The 20,164-nt window shown below is 44.7% G+C and carries 18 protein-coding genes; 3 read left to right on the forward strand and 15 right to left on the reverse strand.

Going from position 1 to position 20,164, the window contains the following annotated elements; translation table 11 throughout:
- Nucleotides 1-10: 10 nt before the first annotated feature.
- The 4 genes from OCV20_RS25525 to OCV20_RS25540 all read right to left on the reverse strand — a co-directional run bounded on the left by OCV20_RS25525 (nucleotide 11) and on the right by OCV20_RS25540 (nucleotide 4,160).
- A complete protein-coding gene (locus OCV20_RS25525) occupies nucleotides 11-283 on the reverse strand; it encodes a hypothetical protein (protein WP_019822928.1) in 273 nt (90 codons plus the stop codon).
- Between the two features lie 237 nt (nucleotides 284-520).
- A complete protein-coding gene (locus tag OCV20_RS25530) occupies nucleotides 521-1,024 on the reverse strand; it encodes an acyl-CoA thioesterase (protein WP_019822926.1) in 504 nt (167 codons plus the stop codon).
- 410 nt (nucleotides 1,025-1,434) lie between these two features.
- Nucleotides 1,435-3,072: a peptide ABC transporter substrate-binding protein gene (locus OCV20_RS25535; RefSeq protein ID WP_086773576.1), complete on the reverse strand. Its 1,638-nt coding sequence runs from the start codon at nucleotides 3,070-3,072 to the stop codon at nucleotides 1,435-1,437.
- 194 nt (nucleotides 3,073-3,266) lie between these two features.
- Nucleotides 3,267-4,160 (reverse strand): DMT family transporter, encoded by an 894-nt coding sequence (locus tag OCV20_RS25540; RefSeq protein ID WP_004732002.1) that lies wholly within the window; start codon nucleotides 4,158-4,160, stop codon nucleotides 3,267-3,269.
- A gap of 98 nt (nucleotides 4,161-4,258) precedes the next feature.
- Between OCV20_RS25540 and OCV20_RS25545 the strand changes: the two genes are divergently transcribed.
- The gene (locus OCV20_RS25545) at nucleotides 4,259-5,047 is read left to right on the forward strand and encodes an AraC family transcriptional regulator (RefSeq protein WP_065608445.1); all 789 of its coding nucleotides are present in this window, start codon (nucleotides 4,259-4,261) and stop codon (nucleotides 5,045-5,047) included.
- Nucleotides 5,048-5,137: 90 nt separating this feature from the next.
- Here OCV20_RS25545 and OCV20_RS25550 read toward each other — a convergent pair whose 3' ends face one another.
- The 5 genes from OCV20_RS25550 to OCV20_RS25570 all read right to left on the reverse strand — a co-directional run bounded on the left by OCV20_RS25550 (nucleotide 5,138) and on the right by OCV20_RS25570 (nucleotide 10,106).
- On the reverse strand, nucleotides 5,138-5,302 hold the full coding sequence (locus OCV20_RS25550) for a hypothetical protein (RefSeq protein WP_230690967.1): 165 nt from the start codon (nucleotides 5,300-5,302) through the stop codon (nucleotides 5,138-5,140).
- 14 nt (nucleotides 5,303-5,316) lie between these two features.
- Nucleotides 5,317-5,526, reverse strand: coding sequence for a hypothetical protein (locus tag OCV20_RS25555; protein WP_017094616.1), 210 nt, complete (start codon nucleotides 5,524-5,526; stop codon nucleotides 5,317-5,319).
- A gap of 190 nt (nucleotides 5,527-5,716) precedes the next feature.
- A complete protein-coding gene (locus OCV20_RS25560; RefSeq protein WP_086773577.1) occupies nucleotides 5,717-6,850 on the reverse strand; it encodes a lipocalin-like domain-containing protein in 1,134 nt (377 codons plus the stop codon).
- On the reverse strand, nucleotides 6,850-9,384 hold the full coding sequence (locus OCV20_RS25565; RefSeq protein ID WP_086773610.1) for an ABC transporter permease: 2,535 nt from the start codon (nucleotides 9,382-9,384) through the stop codon (nucleotides 6,850-6,852). Before OCV20_RS25565 ends, OCV20_RS25560 begins: the two co-directional genes overlap by 1 nt.
- An 8-nt stretch (nucleotides 9,385-9,392) precedes the next feature.
- Complete coding sequence (locus OCV20_RS25570) at nucleotides 9,393-10,106, reverse strand: ABC transporter ATP-binding protein (RefSeq protein ID WP_086773578.1); 714 nt, start codon at nucleotides 10,104-10,106, stop codon at nucleotides 9,393-9,395.
- 814 nt (nucleotides 10,107-10,920) lie between these two features.
- Between OCV20_RS25570 and OCV20_RS25575 the strand changes: the two genes are divergently transcribed.
- Nucleotides 10,921-11,232: a hypothetical protein gene (locus tag OCV20_RS25575; protein WP_086773579.1), complete on the forward strand. Its 312-nt coding sequence runs from the start codon at nucleotides 10,921-10,923 to the stop codon at nucleotides 11,230-11,232.
- A gap of 238 nt (nucleotides 11,233-11,470) precedes the next feature.
- On the opposite strand, the gene OCV20_RS25580 is transcribed toward OCV20_RS25575, so the two are convergent.
- The 3 genes from OCV20_RS25580 to OCV20_RS25590 all read right to left on the reverse strand — a co-directional run bounded on the left by OCV20_RS25580 (nucleotide 11,471) and on the right by OCV20_RS25590 (nucleotide 15,475).
- Nucleotides 11,471-13,375, reverse strand: coding sequence for a bifunctional metallophosphatase/5'-nucleotidase (locus tag OCV20_RS25580; protein WP_086773580.1), 1,905 nt, complete (start codon nucleotides 13,373-13,375; stop codon nucleotides 11,471-11,473).
- A 301-nt stretch (nucleotides 13,376-13,676) separates the two neighbouring features.
- Complete coding sequence (locus tag OCV20_RS25585; protein WP_086773581.1) at nucleotides 13,677-14,666, reverse strand: zinc-dependent alcohol dehydrogenase family protein; 990 nt, start codon at nucleotides 14,664-14,666, stop codon at nucleotides 13,677-13,679.
- Between the two features lie 20 nt (nucleotides 14,667-14,686).
- Nucleotides 14,687-15,475, reverse strand: coding sequence for a phytanoyl-CoA dioxygenase family protein (locus OCV20_RS25590; RefSeq protein ID WP_086773582.1), 789 nt, complete (start codon nucleotides 15,473-15,475; stop codon nucleotides 14,687-14,689).
- Between the two features lie 598 nt (nucleotides 15,476-16,073).
- Here OCV20_RS25590 and OCV20_RS25595 point away from each other — a divergent pair.
- The gene (locus tag OCV20_RS25595) at nucleotides 16,074-17,261 is read left to right on the forward strand and encodes a GGDEF domain-containing protein (protein WP_086773583.1); all 1,188 of its coding nucleotides are present in this window, start codon (nucleotides 16,074-16,076) and stop codon (nucleotides 17,259-17,261) included.
- A gap of 53 nt (nucleotides 17,262-17,314) precedes the next feature.
- Here OCV20_RS25595 and OCV20_RS25600 read toward each other — a convergent pair whose 3' ends face one another.
- The 3 genes from OCV20_RS25600 to OCV20_RS25610 all read right to left on the reverse strand — a co-directional run bounded on the left by OCV20_RS25600 (nucleotide 17,315) and on the right by OCV20_RS25610 (nucleotide 20,156).
- Nucleotides 17,315-17,560: a hypothetical protein gene (locus OCV20_RS25600; RefSeq protein ID WP_086773584.1), complete on the reverse strand. Its 246-nt coding sequence runs from the start codon at nucleotides 17,558-17,560 to the stop codon at nucleotides 17,315-17,317.
- A gap of 173 nt (nucleotides 17,561-17,733) precedes the next feature.
- Nucleotides 17,734-18,615, reverse strand: coding sequence for a DMT family transporter (locus tag OCV20_RS25605; RefSeq protein WP_086773585.1), 882 nt, complete (start codon nucleotides 18,613-18,615; stop codon nucleotides 17,734-17,736).
- Between the two features lie 209 nt (nucleotides 18,616-18,824).
- Complete coding sequence (locus tag OCV20_RS25610) at nucleotides 18,825-20,156, reverse strand: MFS transporter (protein ID WP_086773586.1); 1,332 nt, start codon at nucleotides 20,154-20,156, stop codon at nucleotides 18,825-18,827.
- Nucleotides 20,157-20,164 lie beyond the last annotated feature (8 nt).

Raw genomic sequence — 20,164 nt, forward strand, 5'->3', positions numbered from 1 at the left:
GAGTTAGACGTCAGAACTCTTTGCTCGAGGGAGCACAGCCTAAGTGTTGCAACAACACATAGATACTTTCTTGATCGAGTGCCACGCGACGAAATAGATCGGCAAATGTCGGATCTCCACCGAAACACGTTTGGATATAGTGGTTGATCTCATTGCTGTCGTAGCCTTCGACGTACAAAGTTCTAACCCATTGGTACTCAACAGCCTTTAAATTGTTCAGTGTAGACTCGCTAAGAGTGGGGCGTATGACGCTCAAGAGTGGCTCCAAGAAATTCAAATGCATCTATTATGATTGGCGGTATTTAATCAGAGCAAAATGACGACTTTATTACAGTCAAAATAAATCAGTGAACAAGTGCCGATTCATTTCAACCTTTGGCTGGGTATCACGCTCTTGTCGTCTGTATTGGGTGCGCAGCGGATTTGGCGGTGTAGAGCACGAAGGTATCAAATAGATCAATGCCAAGCAGGCGCTTGGCATTGTAATAAGGTTTTGTAGGGGGAGCGCTGCTGGTGGACCTTATTTCAGGTACTTCACGTGAGCTTCCATCTCTTCACCAATCTGTTTTCGCATGTTCATTAGGCGAATAGCCGAATCTCGTAATTCGATGTCTTCTGGCGTCTCTGGTATCCACTCTGGCACTTTAGTCGGATTACCATTCTCATCGACAGCGACCATAATAACGATACAGTGAGTTGTTAGGCGGTTATTGAGCTCTTTAGGGTCGCTTGCTTGCACGTCGATAGCGATATGCATTGAAGATGAACCTGTGTAGATGACCTTTGCACTTACCTCCACAAGGTTACCTACATGAATTGGGGCAACGAATCGAATTCCTCCTGCATAGGCTGTTATACAGTATTTACCGCTCCAACCTGCAGAACAAGCGTAGGCTGCTAAATCGATCCACTTCATTGCTGCACCACCATGAACTTTACCACCAAAGTTCACATCCCCGGGTTCAGCTAAAAAACGCAGAGTAACGTCTCGTTTACCATCTTGTCGGCTATTGCTACTGCTCATCTATCTTCCTTCATTATAATTTTGCTGCATAACATGCTTGTTACTTGCTAGTAACAATATACTTAAGATGACTTAAGTTAAAGCGGATAATCTCACGGTTAAGACTATTTTTTTCAAACAGATGATCAGTTGATGAATATTGGTGTTTAAAGGCCTATGAGGCGAATGGCAAACATGGATGAAGTGATATCAAGCTAAGAGATCATAAATACTGATTGAGTCGCTAGGTAGGTCGATTACAAAAAAAAAACACCTAGCGCAATGCTAGGTGTTTCTAAGCCGTGTGGTACTCATGTCGGTACCTTTTTTGTGTTAGCCAACTAACCGCTGTTGATTTGGTTTAGTTAAAGTGACTGTATCTCAGTTACCACTAAAGTGGTAGTGATTATTGTTTTCTTATCAGCTCACTTTTACTGTTTTACAAAGTATAGATCCTTCGCGTAGATATTTCCTTTCGGATTATTGTTTGGGAAGCCTTTTAGTGTATTTCGCACTAATCGAGTGTGATTGTAATGATACAGAGGCATAACTGCTGCAGAATCGTTGAGTAACGACTCAGCCTGCTGATATAAAGTAAAGCGTTTAGACTGATCTTCCGTTTTACTCGCTTGCTGTAAGAGCTCATCATAATCTGGATTACAGTAGCCACTCTCATTGGCTGTGTGATCACAAGTGAAGGCTTCTAACAGTGCAGAAGGCTCTGGATAGTCACCAAATGCCCATGAGCGAGCTAACTGATAGTCGCCACTCCCTTTCGCTGCAACATAGGCTTTCCATTCCATGTTCTCTAACTCAACTTTTACGCCAAGTGGCTTCCACATCGATGCAATCGCAATAGCTATCTTTTTATGATTCTCACTGGTGTTGTACGTAAGGGTAAACTTGAGCGGCTTGTTTTCGTTGTATCCCGCTTCTTCAAGTAGCGTTTTTGCTTTTGTTAAACGCTCCGCGCTGTCTAGAGAATTGAATTGGGATAAAGGCGCTGTGTAGTCAGGAATATTATTCGGCGTCACGCTGTATGCTTCTGGCTCACCTTGACCTGTAACTTTCTCGACCAGAATCTCACGATTGACGGCCATGCTCAGTGCTTGGCGTACTCTCACGTCGTCAAAGGGTGCTTGACGTGTATTGAATGAATAGACGTAAGAACCCAATAGAGCTTGCGCTTTGATTTGCTCAGGGCTTTCTTGGATTAATTTCTGGTAGTACTCAAGCTGAACGCGATTGGTCATATCAATTTCACCCGCTTGATAACGGATAAGCTCGGCATTTTGAGATGATAAGCCCAAATAGGTCACTTTGTTGATGATTGTCGATGTGTCATCCCAATAATTTGGATTCCGCTCGACTTCAACGTATTCGTTGGGCACCCATTTACTCAAAGTGTAAGCACCGTTGGTCGCGATATTTTCTGCGCGAGTCCATTGGTCGCCTTTCTCTTGAACCAACTCAGCAGGCAAAGGGAAAAAGGTCTTGATGCTCATTAAACTCATAAAGTAGGGCGTAGGTTTTGAAAGTGAAATTTCAACCGTGCGCTCATCTAATGCTTTGATGCCAAGCTCAGAGGGATCTTTGTTTCCTGATATAATCTCGCTAGCGTTCAAGATATTAGCCGTCGAAAAAACAAAACCCGTGTTGTTACCTGTTTTCGGAGACACTGCGCGCTGCCAACCAAACACAAAATCAGACGCTGTGACTGGATCGCCATTCGACCACTTGAGATTCTCTTTCAACACAAACATCACGGTTTTACCGTCTTTGCTGATAGACCACTCTTTGGCTTGCCCTGGGATGATTTGCCCGTCACTGTCCTCAATCACAAAGCCTTCAAACATATCATTGACGATAATGTCACCGGGCATACCCGAGTTTACGAAGCTAGGATCTAGTGTGTTGGGCTCTGCACCATTGCCACGTACAAAATGTTGTTCCTCAGCTAATAGTTCTTCAGCTAATGGTGAATTAGCAGGAACAGTGGCAGCAAAACTTGAAGCAGATGACAAAGCAAGCAGGGACGAGATGATCACAGGGATCGTTGGTTGAGTCATTGTAATTCCTTTTACAACTTAAACAGTACTCAATGCATTAAACCTGAGTCGGTAACATGTTGCAACTACAATGAGCGCGTATTAAAAGCATTTGAAAGGCTTGTGAATAAAACAACAGTGCCTACTTCGGGAGTAGGCACTGTGAGAAACGTAAGTTTGAATATTTACCCTAATGTGAGCGTTGGGTAATGCGTTTAGCTTTGTTGAGGGAGAGGAGCCTCAAGCCTTGGTTTTCTTTTGATTTGAGCAAGGATGACACCGGAAATCACCATCACACCACCAATGATGTGGAACTGGTTAATCTCTTCACCAAGCCATGTCGCAGCTAATACGATCGCAACAACCGGAAGCAAGTTCATGAACATCGCGCTTGAGTCAGCACCAATGGTGTCAATCGCTTTAACCCACATCCAAGGTGCTAAAATTGAAGCGGCAACCGCGGCGTAAGCTATCAATGGGATCGCTTGTTGCGGTGGTAACAGCTGTTCGCTGGTAAGCCAAAGTGGCGTAAGCATCGCGACAGCAAACAGACCCTGAATGTAAATCACCACCCAGCTACTGATCGGCATTTTCCAGCGTTTCAGTAGCACACAGTAAGAAGCATAAACAAAGGCCGCAATTAGCATATAGCCATCGCCTTGAGTCAATTCTTGATGCATGAAGAATAACGGATCGCCTTTACCTAACATCAGGGCTAAGCCTGACAGTGACAACACACCACCCACAATACTCAAACTAGAAATCGACTTGTGCAGCAAAGGGACGCTTAAAAATACACTGATCAACGGGACTAAAGACGTGATCAATGCCATGTTGGAAGCGGTTGTGGTTAAGCCAGCGTAGTAACCTAGAGATTGGTTCAACACCATCCCCAAAAAGCCGAGGAACGCTAATTTCGATAGGTTTGGCTTAATAACAGCCCACTGCTTCATCACTGGGCGAATGCAGAAAGGCGTGAGAATTAACATCGCAAAAAACCAGCGGTAAAAACTCATCGCGCTAGGTTCTATGGTGCTTGCAGCAAGCTTGTTGACGATTGCATTGGCGCCCCAGATACAGACTGTAAAAAATGGTAAGAGATAATGCATGTGAATTCCATGGCGAATGAGTTGATGCGGCTAGTTTGACAGGTCGTTATACTTACAAGTATCTTTAGAAAGACATCAGGCGCGATAGGAAGACAAGTTTGAAAAAACACTCTAGAAACCTTCACCCATCCTTATCAATTGATAAGGCACCATCCAACGTATTTATGAATTTTGAAGCGTTTCTTTCGAACACTGAAACCCGAGTTCATAGCCACTCATGGGGACAGGTTCAATTGATCAGTGGCGGTATATTAGAGATGGAAGCGGAAAGCACTCGATTTCTAGCGCCACCACATCTAGCGATTTGGGTACCGGCCGGGGTGATGCATTGCAGTTATAACCGTAAGCCTTTGGACTACTGTTCGCTAAATATAGCCCCAGAGCTAACGCAACATCTGCCAGATAAAACCAGCCTTATAAAGATCACGCCGATTGTGTCTTCTATTATCGATGACTTTCGCGAGCGTGGAATCAATGTTGCGGAAAAAGAACAAGATCAAAGGCTTGTCCAGGTACTGCTTGACCAACTTGCGCAGCGTGAGGTTGAACACCACTTCTTGCCTTCAACCGATAATAAGTATCTAGCGCCAATATTAGCTTCTGTTGAAGAGAACCCAACCGATGAAGTGACGCTGAAAGATTGGGCTGAACGTGTCCACACCACGGAAAGAACCCTTTCTCGCCACTGCCAGACGGAGCTGGGAATGAGCTTTACCGAGTGGCGACTGCGAGTGCGCTACCTATACTCTATGGACTTGTTGAGAAACGGCCAATCGGTTAAAGAGGTCGCTCTTACATTGGGTTATAACCAAGCAAGCCCTTTTATCACCATGTTCAAACGTTACGCGAACCAAACGCCAGAACAGTATAAGAACCGTTTGTTGTAGTTCCTAAAAGAACCTATTTTTCAACTAGTTAGTGATTAGATAGCTCATAAGTGAATAGACACACCATAAGTGAATACGTGCAGTATGAGCTTATGGAATCGCACCTAACAGCCCATATATTTCGCTCTGTTGTTCGGTGACATCCTCATAGTGTTGGTTCAATAGAGCACTGTTGCTGCCCACTTTGAACAGTATGTACGTTTCTCCGTCGACCTCGAACCAATTGAACGTTCCATGCTGGTTATACGTGGTCATTGTTTTGTTTATCTTCATGAGATATACATCAGCAGTGCAAGACATGCAGACGTACATAAGCCAAAGAAAGAAAAGAAAAACCACGAGCCTAATACTGTTTTTTCTTTTCCTACCTCTTCATTACTTTGCTGCCAACCAAGTTCACGAACCTGAGCCTTGGTAAGGTTTAAGTCTAGTTTCTCTATGTATCTGTTGAGTTCGTCATTGTGTACTGAGCTAATCATGTTCTATCTCCTCTAACTATTTGATTGGTATTTTAGGGGAGCTCATCGTTTGGTTAAATTAGATATTTTTCAACAGGCGTTAAGGTAAATAGAACATGATGAATAGCAAAGAACCTCCGTGGTGGAGGTTTGGTTGAAAGTGTTTTAGTTGTTGGTTCTCGAGATGTATTTGTTGTTAGTAATGCACGCTCTAATACCCAGTCAACTCCATATAGCCAGATCCGGAATGAGAACCTTTAATCATGATTGGCCCCTCCCAATAAGGAACAGACAGCGGCATTTTGGCATTTGGATTGAGTGCCGAGACAGTCAGTTCGATTTGTTGAGTTGGAATCGAAACTTGCCACTCTGTTGGGTAGTCACGCCCGTCGATTTTAGTTTGCTTGATGGCGGTTAAGCTGATGTCTTGCTGCTTAATCGTGATGCCGGAGCCATCTTGATTCATCAACCTCGCATGGGAATAACTGGCTTTGCCTGATGTTGAGTTTCGAAGTTGAAACACCACTAAACTGGTTTCATCACTTAGCCTTAGTGCAAACCAGTCCCAGCCTTGTTGCGAGTCGAGTAAAAACTGCGAACTCCATTCTCTGTCTATCCAACCTTTACCGGAAACCTGATGCGTCACGCCATCAATAGTTACCTCACCCGATACATTAATGAATGGCTGGCTGTAGTAATAGGAAGCCACTTTGCCATCGCTACTTTTAATGCTGTAGCCTTGTTCGCCTTGCTTTTGATAAGGCGCGTTGTTGGTTAACTTAAGCGAGTATCCAAATCGATCCGAGTTAGCGACCAGTGTGGCTGGGAACAGGTCATCGGTCGTCGACGTCCATTGCCAATCATCGAGATAAACACGAAACGGCGAATCGCTAACACCCGCAAGTTCAGCTTGATCGCGAGACCACTTTTCATCGGCGTAGTGCTTATCTTTCGTGGTGACGGCACTGTGCGCCATGTAGATTTGCTGGCTTTGCCACGTGGTTTTCTTAGCGCCATTGCCACTTTCTTGTGGTGCAGTCGCGAAGCGGAACTGTGTCCATTGCACGCCTAACGCATTGCCTTTTTCATCAATTAAGTTTGCGGTTAAATACCACCACTCATGACGAAAATCAGGGTGTGCTTGATGGTCGGAGGGGAAGGCGATCTCCACGCCTTTTACTACCGACGTGAATTGCTCAGCCTCTTTTTGTGTTTCATCGTTGGTTTGTGTTTCTGCGCCAAGTATCGAACCCATATTTTGAGCTGATGGTTGAGTGGACTCCTCGCATCCTAAAAGAAACAAGACGGCAAGCGTGAGAACGAAAACGCTTATTGCTCGATTCATCACAACACCTCACATTGCAAACTGGATACCACGGGTTTACTGACCAAACGCCACAGTGGAATCAAGGTCGCAAACACAGCCACTAGAATGGTGATGGCTGCGATGCTGAGTGCATCACTCCAATTCCACACATAATTTAAGCTCCAACCAAAGGCGCGTAGGGTAACGATGTCCGTCAACACATAACCGACCATAGCGCCGAGTGGTAAGGCGATAACCAGAGTGAAGGCGACCAGAACAACGATTTGCCCGACCACCATTGCCATCAATTTTCGCTGACTAACACCGAGCGCATACAACCTTGCAATAGCGGCTTTGCGTGCGTCGAGCAACATGAAACAGGCGCAGAACAACCCAATCACCGCCACCATTAAAGTGACGCCATTAAGCGCCCGCGTGATGGCAAAGGTTTGTGAGAAGATATCTAAAGCGATCGATTTGATCTGTGCTTGATCGTAAAGCTGACTTGGGTGCAGATTAAGTTGTTGGCGTAGCTGTTCGTACACCACTTGTGGGTCGCCAGAGACTTTGATTCCTAAGCTGGTGGGTAAGTCAGTAAATCCGCTTTCGAGCCATAGATTAGGCGCAATTAACACTTCGCCATTCGGTGAACCATAATCGTGGAAAATCGCCCCGACGATGAGTGTTTTGTCTTGGAGCGCGTCGAGCCTGAGTTGGCTTCCAAGGGGCAAGCCGAGCTTCACCGCCGTAGGTTCGCTGATCGCCACGAATTCACCTTGGTAAAAGCGCGTCCAGAAATCATCAAGGTGGGATTGGAACACCATGGTTTGCTCAAGTGTGTCTTTGTCTTTGGTGCCGAGCAAAGTCGGTAAGCCCTGCAAGTTATCATCGACGTAGTATTGCTTATAGACGGTTTCAACATTATCAAACTGCTCTAACGCACGCTCCACATCTGCGATTTCACCTTGGGCAGGGCTAACGTAGATATCGGCATGTAAGCGCTGTTCAAGCCATTGCTTTAAGGTGGATTCAAAGCTGCCGACTAAGGTATTCATTCCCACATTTGCGGTGACGGCGAGAAGCAACGCCATCATGGCAAGGGAGAGAGGGGAGATAAGTTCACGCAGCTCAGCAAACAGATATTGTATTAACCCCGATTGGGTACGTTTTTCGCTCCAGTTCGCTAGCACGCTGAGTGTTTTGGGCAAATACAAAGGAATCGACACCACTAACACACCGAGCCATGCCATGGTGAAGCGATGATGTTCACTCAGCCATAGCCCTGCTAACGCGACAATGGTTAATACTGCCCCGATAACAAACAGCTGATTTTCGTTAGACGCTTCAGGCGCTTGATAGAAACCGCCATGGGAAGAGAGGGGTTGTCGCACCCGCTGTTTAAAGTGCTGCCAACACGCGACAAGCGTTGCGGCCAGCGTGAGTAGCAGTGCCTGCACTAACCATTGCCACTGCCATGTGCCGGGAAGCAGTGTCGCACCATAAAGTTGCTCAAGCGTTATCGCGACGGTTGGATGCAGCCAATGGCTGAGTTGAATGCCGAGAATGAAACCAAGCGACGCGCCCAGTGTGACTAAAAGAGTCAGCTCGACTAACAGAGCTGAAAACACGATACTTGGCGCAATGCCGGCTTGTTGAATTTGTACCAACAGCCGATTACGTTTCAGCAAACTGTACTTCACACCATTGTAAGCGATGAATAGACCAACCAAAAACGCCAACAAACTCATGGCGGTGAGATTGAGGTGAAAGCTATCTGTAATTGAGCCGAGATCCGTGCTTTGGTTGTTGGATATCCATTGCCCTTGTTCGCCTATGATGCTCTGCCACTTATCCTGAGTATTGCTGTTAGTGTCGCTCTTGGTGTCAAAAATAGCGATATAGCTCAGTTGCCCTTGCTTGTTAAGCAGTTGCTGAGCGAACCCAATATCCATCAACATTCGGCTACCGAGCTGCCATTCATCTGGTAGCACTACCACTTGAGTGAGCACTTCATCCAAAGTGAGTGCGTCTACTTCGTCCAAACTCTGGTGCTGAGATTGGCTCATCATCACAATGGGTTCTCCCGCTAAGAGTTGCGGCAAAGGTAAGGCATTGTCGAACAGGGAAATGTTTGGCTCTTTGGTTTGAGTATTGCTTTTTTCGTCGACGCGAGAGTGGCGGGATCTTGAAGTGAGTGCGGCGATCAGCTCACTGCCTTGAACTGACCAGCGTCGACCTTGCTCGTCTCTTACTCGCCCTTCTATAACAGGTAGCGCTGAGCTTAATCCACTTTGTCTTAAGCTGAAGTAGAGCGATTCCGGCAAATAGTTTTGCCCTGCTGGTGGAATGATAAGGTTCTTCGCTTGGGCGCTAAGTTGCTCGGTCGATTCTGCATAACTGCGCTTGGCATTGAGGTTGATGGCTTGCACCGCGACAAACAAGGTGACCGCCAGCACAATACCGATCAGAATCGCCGCAGCTTGCAATGGTGATTGACGATAGTGCGCCGCGAATAGACTCAGAGTCAGTTTTGTATGGGTGAGCTGACTTTGTGCGAAGCCAATTTGCTTCATTGGTTTACTCACAACGCTGCTGCTCTTGGGGTTAGATCTGCGTTCCTTAAACAACCATCATCTAACACCAATTTTGTCTGCATAAAGCTGGCACATTCTGGGCTGTGCGTAACCAAAAGCACGGCAGTGTTGCCTTGAGTGGTGATTTCACTCAGCAGCTTCATAACCTCTAACCCTGCTTTGTGGTCGAGGTTGCCTGTGGGCTCGTCGGCAAGCAATAGTTTGGGTTTATGGGCTAGAGCACGCGCTATTGCGACTCGTTGTTGCTGACCGCCAGAGAGTGCGGATACGTGTCTTTCGAGTAGCTCGCTGATGCCCAATGTATCAACTAAATAATCGCACCAGTCGCTCCACTTCTGTTGATTTAAATGGAGAGGAAACGCGATGTTTTGTTTTACGTTGAGTGGGGTTAGCAAGTTGAACTGTTGAAAGATCACGCCTAGTTTTTGATGGCGTAATCGGCTCCATTGTGGATCTTTCCAATTTGATGTGTTCTCGCCATCGAGCCACAATTCTCCACCAGATAGTTCGCCAACGGATAGAGGTTCAAACCCCGCAATGATATTCAGCAGAGTACTCTTTCCACTGCCACTCGCCCCTGTCAAAGCCACGCTTGCCCCTGTCGCCAAAGCGAAGTCGACATTTTCCAGCACGTGATGGGTATCTTTACCATCAATAAAGCTTTTTCTGGCATGTGTGAGTGTGACAATTGGGCTTTCCATTTTCTTTCCTTATAACCAAAACTTACCATCAAAAGGTGTCGTTACTTGTGGTAATTACCGAAGCTACAAGCTCTATAAAACTGTAGACAACAATTTCAAGAATTAGAGCGATTTATATCGAATTATTAATAACTTGTACTTCGAAAAGAGGGAAATAGATCAGTATGGGGAGGAATACAGGTGTTAGTGGGAGCTTAGAGTCACTATGGAGGCTTTTAGATTTTTCGTTAGATGGCCCATGACCACGTTTATAAGCAAAAAATCATAGCTCAACTCGTTAAACGTTTTATTTATGAAAGTGGGGAGGTTAGTGCTTGTCCTCTAGCTTGCTTTTGCCCCAAAGTGAGTTAGATTAAACGTTCTACAGAATCTAGGTGTGTGAGTTTTCCCTACAAAACCTAATATCAAGTTTATGACTGACTTGCTTGCCACCGAAAATCCTTTTTCTGTATATCTACACAGTCTATTAAGTTTGAATGTTGTTTGAGTATGAGAAGGGGCACGTGTTACTAAGTAACTAGTCTCGCTGTGTCAGTAAGAACTTTAATAAGACATTGTTTACCAATGGTTTTATGGTTTTCATGTCTTGGGTAACACGCTTGCGCGTTTTTATATGAGGATAGAATGAGCACCTCGATGTATTTTCTTTAATTATTAGTGGTTTATGATAAATAAATTGAAAGTCAGGCAGAGAAACGAGATTGCTTGTTATTAAGAATGTTAGGCTTCACACCTTTGGACATAACCCCTTGAATATTAGTTGAACAACCCATATGTGTGTTGGTGGGTATATAAAACACATAAAGGAACACCAATGCCAATTTATAACGCGATAAATACTTTAAAAAGCACTGCTCCGCTAACTCTTCAACAAGCTAGCACTTTCATGGGGCAACTTACCCCTAAGGTACAAATGCAAATCATTGCTGCAATATATATCGGACGAGATCATATTCATTCTAATACTTGGTCTGAAGATGTAATGTTGTCGACAGACTATATTGACCATATTCCGCCTAAAGACTATGCGCAGATTGTGTATGAGAAGAACTCTGCGTTAGTGAACTATTTGGGCAGTATCGAGCGCTGTGCGGTTAATACAGGTTTTAATCTAAATGACTTATAAAGTTTAGGTCTAAGCCTACAAACGTTTAAGGTTGCAAGATACTTACTCTAATCTATATCGAGCGCGTTAGATCTTAAACTCTAACGCGTTTCTGTCCAACTATCAGTTAGCCTTTGTGGCTCATTCATCCAATATCAACCGTTTTACTCAGTACAGATGTGGTGTTGGAAGATGGGAACGACAACGACCTAACCACGCTCCCAGCGTCGTTAAGTCGTTATTGGTTTAAGGGCAAAGATTAGTTGAGTGCTTCAATCAGAGCGACTTCGCGTTTGATCTGCTTACTCTCTTGCTCAGTTGCCTGCGCCAGTTTCTTTTCGCGTGTGGTTATGGCTGTTTGTTTGGCTTCGTCAGATTTAAACATCAGCTCTTTCACGTTGATAGAAGCGATGTTTGTGTAGCGGCCATCGTCACTGGTCGGGATTGATATGGTTTCATCGTTAATCAATGACTTTACGATCTCACGCTGTTCATTATAACGGCTTTCTAAACCAGAAAGTGCCCATCGTTGTTGAGGTTTACCTTCATACTGACCGTTCTTTTCTTCTTTAAGATACTTGATGGTCATGTTACGGATTGTGCCTGCTTCTTCTCCATACTCGGCTTCAGTATCAAAGAGTACAGGGAACGATTCACCCTCTAGCACGCCGCCTTTCTTGGTTAGATGACCCATTCGATAGCTATTCATACCAATACGGATTTCGGTTTCATCTGTAACCGGTGTTCCATCAGCAAACGCGAGGTTGGTGATGCGTGTACCTGCAGGTTGAGTTAGGTCGATGGTATAAGTTACGCCTGCGAAGAAGTCATTGGTTGAGTATTTTGATGCTCTACGGTCAGGGTTAAAACTGTAGGTTACATCGCCAGGTTGGACTGAGTTGAAGTAGCCCGCAGACCATTCCATGTAGGTTCTTAACTCTTTACCTGTCATGTGGTAGACAGTGATTTCGCCACCCGCGTATTGGTAGTTGTACGCGATGTCTTTGGCTTTGATTGGGCCAACATCGAGCTCTGCATTGTCGTTGTCTATTTGAAGTGCGATGACATTGGCTTTGGGTGCATAGAAGAAGCTCGCTTCTTGGTATAGCGCACTAATGCCTGTGTCTTGAACATGGACTTGAGGGATACCGCGGATTTCATTTTCAGGGACTAAATCAACGCCGGTAAGCTGAGCGACAGGTCTATTCGCCATTTCTCGGAGTTGTTTATGATAAGGCTGGTATAGCTCATCCATATTCTCGTCAGAATCTATACCTTTAATTTTATAGGTGAAACTGTCTTTGTTAACGAGAGTGAATGTGCCATCGCGCTCTTCAAATTGAAGATCAATACGAGATAGGGCTCGGCCATATTTGTCGGGCTCAGTAATAATAACGCCATTCACAACAGCCTTATCGATGCGAGTGTGCATGTGACCAGCGACGATGGCATCAAGCTCTGGGTTTGCATTGGCAATGTCGGTGACACCGGTGTCAGCAATGTCATTCTCGTTCTCAATCCCCATATGGGCAACCAATACGATGGCATCCACTTTATCATCAATTTCTTTGACGATTTTCTTCACTTCCAAGGTTGGATTAGTGAAAGTGACGCCTTCTAAACGGTTTGTACCTTGCGCAAAGACCTCCGTCATTGGGGTATCCATTCCGATCACGCCGATCTTAATGCCACCGCGTTCAAGGATGGTGTAACCCGGCAAGAATGGGTTTCCGTTTTTGTTCTTGATGTTGCCACCGAGAGATTGCCCTTTAAATTGGGTAACGGCTCTGTTGAGGGTTTTGAGGCCAAAATCGAATTCGTGGTTACCTAAAACCCACACATCGTATTTCATGTGATTAAAGCCAAGCATCATTGGATCTACGGGTTCGTCTTTGAAGGTTTCAACGAAGTTGCCTTGGATGGTGTCGCCAGCGTCGACAAGGATAATGTTAGATTGCTCTTTGCGGATCTCACCAACCTTGGTTGCGATTTGGCTCAAGCTACCACGAGTGTTGAGTTTATCTGCCGCGTAATCCCACGCCATAAAATGACCGTGGATATCTGAAGTACCCAGTATCGTGACATCGTGTATGTCGCCATCAGCTGCAAAGGTGGGAAAGGCTAGAGAGAGTAGGATGGCGCTTGATAGTATGTGTCTTTTCATAGGTATGTTCACATCGTGGTTTTAAGTATGACGCTACCATATAGAATCGAGGTTATCTTATGGGTGATCAGTGTCATATTTCTAGTGATGCAACTTATTGATGTTTCAAATAAATGTGACTAATGACCATCTCGTAATCACTTAAGTTATGGAGAAACGCATTACAACTCTTTACTGCGTTCTCAATACTCAATTCCTTGAATCAAGCTTTCTAAGCGTTGGGATATTAATAAGCACGTTTGTAAGCTGTTGAACGTCTTGCCTGTTGAAGTAAACAAGGTATATATCGTCCAACTCTCACTCACTGTGGCAGCAAGATGATCTTGCCATCTAAGCGTGTGGTCTTCGATTCAATGAGATCGATCGCGGTTTGCACTTCATCGAATGACAGATAGCGGTCAACGTCGAGCTGAATGTCGTTTGTGATGAAGTGATCTAGCATGATCGTGAACTTATCACGGCGAACATCTTTACCTTCCGCTTCCTCCCAATAACGCAAGAAGAAGGTGCTGAAATCGATGTCTTGGCTTTTCGCGTACTCAAAGAAGCGTGGTTCGTAAAAATCCAGAGACAGCGTCCCATAGTTGATAAAGCGCCCGTTGTTGCCAAGGATGTGAATAAGATCGGTTCCGGGTGAGCCGCCAATCGCATCAAAGGCAACGGTTGGCATCGGCAAGCCTAACGCCTTAATTTGCGAAGCTAAATCGTCGTTTGCATCTAACACCCAACTGGAAGTGGTTGGGTATTGTGTCGGCTGTGATGTAACGACAATGATTTTGAAGCCGAGTGATGCTGATAACTGGGAGAAGATCTTACCGATGGCAGAACTGCCTGCGTTGATGATCAACACATCTTCCTGAGTCAGCTTGGTTACTTCTGTCGTTAGAACCCATGCAGTTAGCGCATTAATGTACAACTGACAGGCGTAACCATTTTCTAGATGCTGAGGAATTTGGAACAGGTCATCTGGTGATACATCGACATAGTTCTGCCATGTTCCACTAGTTGCTACAAGCACTCGCTGATTCATTGAAAACTCAGCATGATTGGACTCTACAACCCTTCCTACCGCTTCAAACCCCGGTACTCTCGGCGGCTGGTGGCTATGTTTGTACTGCCCAACACCATAAATCGATAACAGATCACTAGGGTTGATGTTAGTCGCTTCAATTTGTACGCGAACTTTATCTTTGTCTAGTGCCCCTAAAGCGACATGTTCTAACTTGAGAGATTCTTTTGGCTGACCGAAACGGAACTGGCTAATTCGGGTATTTTGCTTAGTGTCAGTCATAGTTAGGGCACCTTTATGGATTATGAGTACTGCATTGATTTTAAGTGTAGCGTGTTCATAAACAATCTTGGATCGGTAATATTGCTCAACATGGCTGGTGTTGGTAAACAGTCGTCATCAACGTAGTCGACATAATCTGCCGCCGAATCGAAGATCAAAATATCCAAAGCCAAACGATCCAAGCCATATCGGCCTCGGTGGATCATATCCGCTGAAAACACCAATAAGTCACCGGCGGCTAACGGTATCTGCTTACCGCCAGAGATGTCATCGCTGCTCACTTTGCCGTTTTCTTCTTGGCGAACATTGTACTCTTCTTCGTTGTCCCAGCGCTTATGTGTACCGGGGATAAGTTCCATGCCGGGCTCATCAAAAAGGGGCACTCGCAAATGCAATACTTGGGTTTCCATGATGATTTTCATTTGGTCATCAATGTCGTAGTCGTATTGACAGTCACGATGCCAGAAGTCTTTTTGCTGAGGGTTTACTGGGTTGAAGAACAGCTGTGTATTCATGAATGCACAGCTGTTCGGAATCACCGCATCAACCACGTCCATCACTTGTTTCGAGCTGATGAAGTCGAAAAGCACGCTTCTGTCGTCTGCAGGCAAATACTCGCTTCCCGTAATTAAAGACGAGTTAAATGCTTCTTCTTTATAGAATTCTTCGTTGTCTGCTTTCCATGATTCATGAAATTTCAGCACGACTTTTCTTAGTGATGCAATTTGAGCTTCATTGAAATAATTTCTGATAACAAAGTAACCATGTTCGTCGTAACGGTCACTTAGTTGTTGGCTGTTTTCTACCACTGACTACCTTCGTTCTTTCTTTGCTGTGTAATAACTAGGGTCTGCTGACCTTTCGTGGTTAAGTTTTGTTCGGATGGGGACGCCTAGTCAAAATCGTTTTAGGCGCGGCGAAGAGTATGTAGCCTAGTCATTCTAAGCAAATATTCTTCAACAAAGCATAAAACGATTTTTGTGGGGGCGCCTAGCTCGAACCCTTCGGGCAGCTCTTGTGGTTCATTTCTACTGCGTTATCGGCTTTTCATGTAGGCCAGCTACACGTCAAAGCCTCTTCCTTGTATGAATTTTCCACAAGATGCTGCAAAACCCAGCTCGAAAGGTCAACAGCCCCTAGAGATTTCTTGGGCGCATAATGCCAGACAGTCGTCATTCAACCAAGTAACGAGTTCAGAAGCCTGTAGATTCAAAGATGCTATGAAGCCATATGGGGGACGAGTTTTACATGCCTATCCATGTCATGGACTCATGTGATACCGATCTCCCTATATGTGACACATCCCCTATTTTACAAAGTGTAATGATTCATATGGTGAATAAATTTATGGTTTAGATAATTATTGACCATATTGTGATTTAATTGGCTTAGGGAAGAGAGTAAATCATGGATGGTTTTTCGCTGGATATTAGAACACTTAATTTTATTATTATTTTGTTCTCTTTCATTTACTGCATTGGCTTGTTGCTGTTCCAATTTACCCAACAGTCCATTAAAGGGCTTTCAATTTTTTCCATTTCAATATTTGTTATTGGAAGTGGGCCGTTGATGTTGAGCCTAAGAGGGGAACTCCCTGATTGGATCACTGTTATTGGCGCCAACATGGTTATTGCGCTTGGCTTTCATCTCGCTTTGTATAGCTTGTGCCTGTTTCGAGAATATTCCCTAAAATGCACCTACCTCAGCAGTCTGATGATGTTGGCTCTTTTGCCATGTTTTATTTATTTCACGTACTACGAACCTTCCATCAAGGCTCGAATTATCCTCATTAGTTTCTATTTAGCCTTTGTGACTATTTGCACTGCTTTTGCGGTATTGAAGGGTCAACGTGATGACTTGACCTTAGCAACTCGGATGATGGCCTTGTCATTTTTGATATATGGCGGTTTTATGGCTTTCCGAGTAATGGTGACGCTATTTTCAGCTGAGTTGCAGGATTTCATGGCGGCTGCACTCATTCATCAACTTGCCTTTTTAGTCAGTATTGTTCTTATCGTATCGATGAGCTTCACGATGCTCTGGTTGATTAATGCAAGGTTGCTTAGGTCTATTCATGATCTGTCTTACAGTGACCCTTTAACGGCACTTGGAAATCGCAGAGCATTAGATGAAATGGTTCCAGTCATCATGAAGCTGGCGGGGACTACACCAGTCAGTGCCATTATGATGGATATTGATAATTTTAAGTCGATCAATGACCAACACGGACACATTGTGGGTGATCTCGTGATCAAGTCTTTTGCTGAAATGGTTCAAAGTGCGATAAAAACATCGCCAACAGCCAGTGCGTTTCGTTTTGGCGGAGACGAGATAATGATTTTATTGCCCAATGTTAATTTCCTACAAGCACAGGCTATTGCTTGTAAGCTGCGATTGTCTATTTCAGAGATCTCAGCCGTACAAGGGAATGAGATGTTTCTGACGTCGAGTTTCGGTGTCGCTCAGCTTCACCCACATGAGAATTGGGATGGGTTTATCACTCGAGCCGACAAAGCGTTGTATCAAGCGAAAACAAACGGTCGCAATATGACTTCAGTTTGTCCTAGTCATATTAACGAGCTCGTCACTGCCTGATGATGACAGGTCTTTATGCGTTGGTTTGACCCGCCACTATTTTGATAAAGCCATTATATTGTTGGCTGTGGCGCAGAGTCTGTTTTTTGGCTTTGCGTTAACGTTTGTGAGGCAGTGGCTTCAGTTTCTTCTGCAGGAGTAAAATGCTTATCAGTTAGCGTCACGGTCATTCCTTCATGCTTCACTGTTGTGCTTGACGCCTCTAGTTGGGCTTGGTTTGTTGTCGCGGGTTCTGCGAATGCCATCATTGAGGTTGTAAAAAAGATCGTTGCTAGTGCGATTTGAGTAAGGGTTTTCATTGGGCTGTATCCTATTGGGTAATGATTAATAGCTGATACGTGCACTATAAAAATTATGTGGAGGCCGTTCTTATCATTTTACGCCATCGTAATATTTATACAGTGGATGAATGTTACGGTGGGGTATGATTTCTAGTTCTCTTTGACCCACCTCCAGTATGGCGACGTTCAAATTACTGCCACATCACCAATACCGCTGCGATAGAGAGTAAGATGAGTGCAACAATGTCTTTGCGTGCGATTCTTTGCCCTAACCAGAAATAGGATATCAACACCATGAAGATCACTTCGACTTGCCCAAGTGTCTTTACGTACGGCACGGCTTGAAGTGACATTGCGCTAAACCAACCCAGAGAACCGATAACACTCGCTAGGCTTGTCATGACGACCAGTTTCGACTTCTTGAATATCAGGCGCAGCGTGTCTCGTTCCTTGAAGAAAAGATACGTGCAGATAATGCATGTCTGAAGAGTAATCACCAGAAACAACACCCAAGCAGCGCTATGAGGGAAGGGCAACCCTATGCTCAAACTTGCTTCTCGTACCCAAAGAGACGTTAAAGCAAAGGCGGTGCTACAAGCCATACCTAATAAGAACACTTTCGGGGACAAGCTTCGCCAGCCAGAAGCGCTACTCATGATTAGTACGCCTAAAGTACCAATAAGTACGCCAATCCAACCTGTTAATGTTAAAGCAGTTCCAAAAAACAACACGGATAACACCGCAGATACGGGAGCTTCACACTTGGCTAATCCTGCGCCTATCGCATAGTTTTCTAGCTTGAACAGCATCACCATTAAGCCGGTCGCGAGGATCTGCATGATGGCGGCGGCAACAATATAGAAAACAAACTCACCCGAAAAATACGGTGCGGAGACTGGCTGCCATTGATAGAGGGCGTAGAGATAAATAAGGGCGATTGGGCCAGCCCAAATAAATCGCGCCAACGTCACGCCAGCCACGCTCATGGTGCCACTTAATTTACTTTGAAAGGCATTGCGCCAAGATTGGCTAAAGGCAGCAAGGAGAGTAAAGGCGATCCAACTAAAAGACATGACGCGTCCATGTTTTATGTAATTTGCTGATTATATTAACAAATAAAACCAATATAAGAAGCGACTTGTTCTTTCAATAAGCAATAGTTAGTTGCGTGAGCCGCTCTGTTTTTAAGGTGGTTCGGTTTTGAAGAATACTCGGTCTTTAAAACTTGCGCTGTAAACCTCAGCGGCTTCATTTTACTCGTTATTCGAGATCAATAGGTTGTTTAGAAAATCGCTTGTTTTCTGTTCTTGAAGTAGAACAGCGCGCTGATCGAAATGAACAGTAAGGTGAAGTAATAGAAAAACGAAGACAGTGAGGCCAAGAAGGCAAGGTTCTGTTCTATTTCTTGTTCGGTGTAGCCCTGAGACACCAACTTATAGTAGTAAGCGTACAAGATACCGATAAGACCGTATCCGAGGTTAAACATCAGCCCTTTAAAGCTGAGGACCGTGGCTCTGTTGTGTGATTCGGTTTTTTTATTCAGGTGGTAGCTGATGAAAATGTTCATCGTCATGATGATAAAGATTAATACCAGTGCCGGAATGACCCCGTAAATCGACCAACCTAAACTGATCCAGTAATAAGTCGCCATGCATGCCAATCCCATAACTACAATGAAGGTTTTAGCCTCCATGCTCTCTGCTAATCTTCGGCTTTGTCCTGCCAATATAATCTTAAGCAAACTGATACCCGCGCCAATAAAACCAAAGTAGATAATTGGAATATCAATGGCCAGATAGTATTGGCTGTTCATGGTTAGGAACATGCGTGAGGTGTGTTCGAATAGGCTGTAGTAGAGCAAGATGAACAGCACGTAAGGCGTAGCGAATACCCATTTACCCGCATCGATCGTCAATTTGAGACTTGAGATAGTGGTTGTTAATTTGGTTTGGTCGCTTGGCATTACCTTTTTCTCTTCGCGCATATTAATCGCGGCATAGATAGCGATCATCGCAACAAATAGGGTGGCGAACACAGGAATACGCATCAGGTCTTTAGTGCTTTCTGGTTCGGCTAGTCCAAGAAAATGAAAGATGTTCGCCATAAAGTTCACGTCGTACATCGCCGCACCAATCAGCGTGACAAAGATACCGACGGTTGAGGCGACACGTAGCTGAATTTGCAGCACTCGCGGCCACAACTCTTCATTGCCTTGTTCTTTTAAGGTGTCGTAAGCCAATGCCTCGTCAGCACCGCTGGCCAGTGCCATCGCTAAGCCACTGAGAATCCGGTTAATAAGAAAGACTATGAACACCAAGTCGGGGTTTCCAGTTGGTACTAGCGCGATCATCGCGATCTCAACAAACATCACAATTGAAGAAAGCACCACAAGTTTCTTGCGGCCCAAGGTATCGGCGAATGCTCCCGACGGTACTTCAGCAAGCACAATGGTGGCCGCCCAAACTACATTGAGCATCGCGAATTGAGACAGGGTTAACCCGTAATCTAAATAAAGTAGGGTGAATATAGGGTAGTAAAAACGCGCAAAGTAGCTGCTTCTAAACATTAAGAAGTAGCGGACATTGGGAATTTTAAGGATCTCTTTGAGCGTCATGATAATTT

Source organism: Vibrio coralliirubri (assembly GCF_024347375.1).
GTDB classification, from domain to species: Bacteria; Pseudomonadota; Gammaproteobacteria; order Enterobacterales; family Vibrionaceae; genus Vibrio; species Vibrio coralliirubri.